The sequence below is a fragment of the Phyllobacterium trifolii genome (assembly GCF_014192095.1).
GTDB lineage: Bacteria > Pseudomonadota > Alphaproteobacteria > Rhizobiales > Rhizobiaceae > Phyllobacterium > Phyllobacterium trifolii.
The window spans coordinates 1-5,252 of the sequence record NZ_JACHXN010000052.1 but is presented as its reverse complement, the minus strand read 5'-3'; the positions used below and the strand labels follow the sequence as shown (position 1 = coordinate 5,252).

The window sequence follows — 5,252 nt, the reverse complement described above, 5'->3', positions numbered from 1 at the left end:
TCGGACACTCTCTCCATTTCAGCATTGTGGACTTGATGGATCGTCCGCGCACCTTCAAGGTAACGGGCGCTCGTCGTCACGAACTCGTCGACCGACGTGAAGGCGTGCATCGTCTGCCCTTCCGTATCCATGAAGCGGATGTCCGGTGCCTCGGAGAACAGCTCCCGGAATTCGTCCCAGCGTTTGGTATCGACGTATCGGCAGTACCTGGCTTTCCTCATGCCGATCTCGTCGAATGACTGTGTATTGTCCTGCATTTAAATTCTCCTTTCGGATGCCTACATAGGATGTTCATTCAGGACAGTTGAGATCGATCAGTCCTGGAATCTTGTCGAATCGTCCAATGGTCACGAACTCATGGATACGCTTTCCAAAATCTTCGCCGCTCCACGCATCAAAGAGGCAAAGTTCACACGTCTGGAGGCAAGCGCGCCCTGGGGGATCGTTTCCCCGGGCGAGCGCGTCGTGAAATTCGTTCACGTCGTAGGCGGTTCGGCCGTGCTAACCACGCCCGACAGTTTCGAACCGACTCGGCTCCTCAGCGGCGATGTATTCCTCTTGCTCGACGATGCCGCGTACAAAATCTTCGATGACGAGCGCTCCTTGCTTATCGACTGTGTCGATGTCGAGCGCGGCCGGGTGGGCGACAGGATCGAGTTTGGCGGCGGCGGAGCCACGACGACGTTCAACAGCGGGTCATTCGAGATCGAGCGATTTGAGCGCGATTCCGTTCTCGACGTCCTTCCCCAATTTCTGCACCTCAAGGAAAGCGAGGGCCGAACCGCAGCCTTCGCTTCGGTTTTGGATATGCTAGCCGTCGAAACAGCCGCTCCAGGTCTGGGAGCCGATGCCGCGGTCGCCAGATTGTTCGAGCTCCTGTTCATCCACGCGATCCGCGCATATGCGCGGGACGACGGAAGCCCGAAGCGCGGATGGTTAGCAGCCGTATCGGACCACCGTCTGAAATCGGTCATCGAAGCCATCCACGCCGATCCGGCGAGAGACTGGACTATCGACGCCCTAGCCCGCACCGCAGGCATGTCACGGTCGGCCTTTGCGGTCCACTTCAAAAACGTTCTCGAGCAAACGCCACTGGAATATCTGACCGCGTGGCGTGTGCATTGCGCTTCGGCGCTACTCGTAAAATCTTCCTCGACGATATCGGAGGTAGCCCGCAAGGCGGGATACGGCTCTGATGCCGCGTTCAACAAGGTGTTCAAGCGCGTCACGGGTCACACTCCGGCCATGTTCAGAAAGGCGAATGGCGTTGGTCCACATCTGGGGACTCCACGCCTTTGAGAACCTCAGAAGCGGTGGAATGGAATCCGAATGACAATTGAAGCATGACGGCCTCCTTGGCCTTATAGTCGTGACCGGATCGAGGTCACTCCGTGATCTTGACGAAGCCGTGCTGCACGAGCTGTATCGTACGAGCCATGGCATCCAGATTGATCTTGATGCGGGGCAGAAGATCCGCGTTCCCCCAGCCGTTTACCTTCGCTGTCGCCCCGCAGAGTTCGACTTCGACGCCTATATCGATGAGGTCGGCGACAAGCTTCTTGTAGGGATTGCCGGTGGCAATGTTACGCGACGCGTTATAGGCTGCGTCGTCCAGGGTGACGTGACCTGCATTGGTGTGAAAGACCACGATCACATCGGATTCCGCTTTCCAGTTGGCGATGTCCGTGGTGATCAGCTGAAGATGGAACAGGGCGGCGGGAAGGTCTCCTTCGAACTGAAGCGAACCGATGCTGTGCACCGACTTGACCTGTTGCAGTTCGACCGGAATATCGATGAACAGAGCACTCTTGGATTCGGACATCGTCGTCTCCTATCTGGATTTGATTATGGTCGGCGGATCGGTGCCGGGACGCCCCGTGGGGCGTCCCGATGGCGCGTGGGAGTCGGGGGAGGTGCGCGCCAGTAAGAGATGAGCCGGTGATCGGCCTGCGGGCGCTAGACACCCTCGTAAACAAGCCGCGTGAAGAAGCCCGGATCGATGACGAAATTGCCCCATTTGGCGTCAAATGCAGCCGTCGGCTTGGCCGCAACGGCCTCGTCCCTCGACCGTCCCGCGCGTTTGAGCGCCGCGACGATCTCCCGGATTGCCACCAGCATGTCGCGGAAATTTTGCAACTCGGTACGGTTGCTCACCGGATTTCCATGACCCGGAATGATTATGGTCTTGTCTGTCGAGGCGGACAGGTTCGCCTCGGACGCCGCGATCATCCCGTCGATGCTACCGCCAGTCGAATGGTCGATGAAGGGATATATGCCGTTCCAATAGGTGTCGCCGACATGCAGTACATCGGCTTCGCCGAACATCACCGAAATGTCGCCGTCGGTATGCGCCGGACCATAATATTTCAGGGTGACTGACTCCCCGTTGAGCTTGAGCGAATGCTCCTTGGAGAAGACGTGCTTGGGGACGGCTCGTGGCTCCAGCGGGAGGAAATTGTAGTCCCAGTCTTCGACCCGCTGGACCTGCGAAAGGTATTTACGCGTGTTCTCGTGCGCAATGATCTTGGCTCCGCCGGAGCCGATCCAGGCGTTCCCGTCTGCATGGTCGAAATGCCAGTGTGTATTGACTAAGTGGGTTACAGGGTCAGGCGAGATTTCGGCGAGCGCCTTCGCCATCTGCTTGCGGGAGACACTGATGCCAGCGTCTACCATGACGAGACCGTCCTTCCCGCCAAGTACCGCGACGTTGCCGCCAGAGCCTTCCAGGATGATGATACCGTCCCTCAATTTGTGGGTGGTGATGACGGACTTTGCGGCGCTGTCTTTTATGAGGCTCACCAGACCCCGCGCCTCGGCGTAGGCTTCGCGGGGGCTCAACCATCCCCCCGTGGCGGCAAAGCCCGCCGCGCCGATGCAGCAAAGGCAAAATCCCCGCCGCGAAAGCATGTGTTCGGACTTCATGACATACCTTTCCGCAGCCGGTATCAGGAGAGCCGGCGGCTCGAGCTGGAGTTGGTGAGGTCGAGGGCAGGCTTTGCAGTCTGCCCGAGTGCCAAGTGATCAAGCCTTGATAAAGGCGAGCAGGTCCGCATTGATCACCTCGGCATGCGTCGTGAACATCCCGTGCGGGTAGCCGTCATAGACCTTGAGTTCACCGTTCTTGAGCAACTTCACGGAGAGTTCCGCGGAGTCGGCTATAGGGACGACTTGGTCGTCGCTGCCGTGCATCACCAGGACCGGGACAGTAATGGCCTTCAGATCCTCCGTAAAATCGGTTTCGGAGAACACCTTGATGCATTCGTAATGCGCGTTTGCGCCGCCCATCACACCCTGACGCCACCAGTTGCGGATTGTGCCTTCGGAGATGGTCGCGCCAGGACGGTTGAAGCCGTAGAACGGCCCGCTCGCGATATCGAGGTAGAGCTGTGCCCTGTTTGCAGCCAACGCCGCGCGGTAGCCGTCGAAGACTTCTATCGGAAGGCCGCCCGGATTATCGGCGGACTTGACCATGACTGGAGGGATCGCGGAAATGAGGACCGCTTTCGCGACCCGGCCCTTGCCATGCCTAGCGACGTACCTGGTGACCTCCCCGCCGCCGGTCGAATGACCGATGTGAATGGCGTCGCGGAGGTCGAGAGCCTCAGCGAGGGCTGCGACGTCAGCAGCGTATGTATCCATGTCGTTGCCGTTGGTGGTCTGGCTGGAGCGGCCATGGCCCCTTCGATCGTGCGCGATGACGCGGAAACCTTTCCCGAGGAAAAACAGCATCTGGTTGTCCCAGTCATCGGCACTGAGCGGCCAACCATGGTGAAACACAATCGGCTGCCCGGATCCCCAGTCCTTGTAGAAAATCTGCGCGCCGTCTTTCGTCTTGATGCTGCTCATGGTCTCACTCCCGTCTTCAATGGTTGCTCTGTTTGAGTTCGACGATGCCGTGGCGGCAAGGGCCCCCACAGGCAACGTCGTGGCGAGGACGGCTCCGGTCCCGATCAGGACATCCCGTCTCGTCGCAGTGGGCATTGTTATGGCTGTGCTCGTGTACATGTCTCTTCCCTCTGCGGGCGGACACGGTCTCATTTGGCAGCTCCGAATGTTTGCAGTCCGGACGCGCTCGCTTTTGGCCGTGTCGAGATTGAAGTATTCAGCCCAGAACTGGCGCTGCTGCTGCCCACTCCTTCCGGGTGGTGGGCGTGCCGTCGATCATGTCGACGACGTCCTTGGATTTCGAGAGCGTCGTCATCAAGGACTTGGGCCCTTCGAACGGCCTGCCGCCGATGTGCCAGCCGTCGGTGTGCAGTTCCTCGATGAGAACCCACACCACCTCGCGAAACGCCTCCGAACCTTCGAACTTGACCATGACATCGGTCAAGGCCTTGGCCAAAGCGTGTTTCTCTTCCGGCGTGAAGACACCGTCGACCAGTTTCACATTGACGAATGGCATGACATCTTTCCTTTGTTTAGTGGGTTGAAGGTGCCTAGTCGGCGACGTCGATCACGATCTTGCCGTTGGCGGTCCGGTTCTCGATTTCGGCATATGCTTCCTCAACAGTCTCGAAGCTGAAGCGGCGCGGATCAACGAGAGGGGTAATCTTTCCCGCTTCCGCGAGCCGCTTCGCCTCTCGCAGGATGTGCCCGTGATGGGCCCGGCCTTCCCCCGTCAGGATCGGCAGGAGCGTGAAGACGCCCGAGTAGCTTGCGGCTCGGAACGAGAGCGGTCCAAGCGAATGAGTGCCCCAACCGAGGCAGCTAACGACGTGCCCGAAGCGGGTCACGGCGTTGAACGCGGCGTCGATCCCGGCTCCGCCCACGGTGTCGTAGACGATGTCGAAGCCGCGCCCGCCCGTATGGTCTTTCACATACTCTTCGACGGTCGTCTGATGGCGGTCGATAGCCGTGGCGCAGAGCTCCTCGATCTGGCTTTGCTTCGAGGCCTTGTCCACTGCGAAGACCTCGGCTCCGAAAGCCCGAGCTATCTGGATCGCGATGTGGCCGACACCCCCGGCACCGAGCACCAGGACCTTCTGACGAGCTTGGACCTGCGCGCGGTCAACAAGGCCTTCCCAGGCGGTGATGAAGACCAACGGCAACGCGGCGGCTTCGCGCATGGTCAGGTTTGCGGGCTTGGGAGCAAGCAAGTCGGCGTCGACGGCGACATAGGTCGCGAGCGAGCCTTGGAGACCGCCGATACCACCCGTCATGCCGAAGACCTCGTCCTGCGGCTTAAACGCGGTCACGCCGGGACCGACGGCTTCGACGACTCCGGCGACATCCATCCCGAGGATGGCGGGTAA

Annotated in this window: 7 protein-coding genes; 1 reads left to right on the top strand and 6 read right to left on the bottom strand. The window is 59.7% G+C overall.

What is annotated here, in order from left to right; genetic code table 11:
• On the bottom strand, window positions 1–257 hold a 257-nt coding region (locus FHS21_RS30230), incomplete at its 3' end, for a nuclear transport factor 2 family protein (RefSeq protein ID WP_183665844.1).
• A 100-nt stretch (window positions 258–357) separates the two neighbouring features.
• Here FHS21_RS30230 and FHS21_RS30225 point away from each other — a divergent pair.
• Complete coding sequence (locus FHS21_RS30225) at window positions 358–1,299, top strand: AraC family transcriptional regulator (protein WP_183665842.1); 942 nt, start codon at window positions 358–360, stop codon at window positions 1,297–1,299.
• 85 nt (window positions 1,300–1,384) lie between these two features.
• Here FHS21_RS30225 and FHS21_RS30220 read toward each other — a convergent pair whose 3' ends face one another.
• From FHS21_RS30220 to FHS21_RS30200, 5 genes are all read right to left on the bottom strand, one after another.
• A complete protein-coding gene (locus FHS21_RS30220) occupies window positions 1,385–1,822 on the bottom strand; it encodes a DsrE family protein (RefSeq protein WP_183665840.1) in 438 nt (145 codons plus the stop codon).
• 134 nt (window positions 1,823–1,956) lie between these two features.
• Window positions 1,957–2,922 (bottom strand): MBL fold metallo-hydrolase, encoded by a 966-nt coding sequence (locus FHS21_RS30215; RefSeq protein WP_183665838.1) that lies wholly within the window; start codon window positions 2,920–2,922, stop codon window positions 1,957–1,959.
• Window positions 2,923–3,021: 99 nt separating this feature from the next.
• Window positions 3,022–4,005: an alpha/beta fold hydrolase gene (locus tag FHS21_RS30210; protein ID WP_183665836.1), complete on the bottom strand. Its 984-nt coding sequence runs from the start codon at window positions 4,003–4,005 to the stop codon at window positions 3,022–3,024.
• Between the two features lie 97 nt (window positions 4,006–4,102).
• A complete protein-coding gene (locus FHS21_RS30205) occupies window positions 4,103–4,402 on the bottom strand; it encodes a tautomerase family protein (protein ID WP_183665834.1) in 300 nt (99 codons plus the stop codon).
• 34 nt (window positions 4,403–4,436) lie between these two features.
• Window positions 4,437–5,252 (bottom strand): zinc-dependent alcohol dehydrogenase family protein (locus FHS21_RS30200; RefSeq protein ID WP_183665832.1); only part of this gene is annotated, 816 nt, incomplete at its 5' end.

Bases quoted from the DNA above. Each gene is read 5' to 3' on its own strand.
- FHS21_RS30225 (WP_183665842.1), top strand. From the start codon at position 358: ATGGATACGCTTTCCAAAATCTTCGCCGCTCCACGCATCAAAGAGGCA.
- FHS21_RS30220 (WP_183665840.1), bottom strand. From the start codon at position 1,822: ATGTCCGAATCCAAGAGTGCTCTGTTCATCGATATTCCGGTCGAACTG.
- FHS21_RS30215 (WP_183665838.1), bottom strand. From the start codon at position 2,922: ATGAAGTCCGAACACATGCTTTCGCGGCGGGGATTTTGCCTTTGCTGC.
- FHS21_RS30210 (WP_183665836.1), bottom strand. From the start codon at position 4,005: ATGTACACGAGCACAGCCATAACAATGCCCACTGCGACGAGACGGGAT.
- FHS21_RS30205 (WP_183665834.1), bottom strand. From the start codon at position 4,402: ATGCCATTCGTCAATGTGAAACTGGTCGACGGTGTCTTCACGCCGGAA.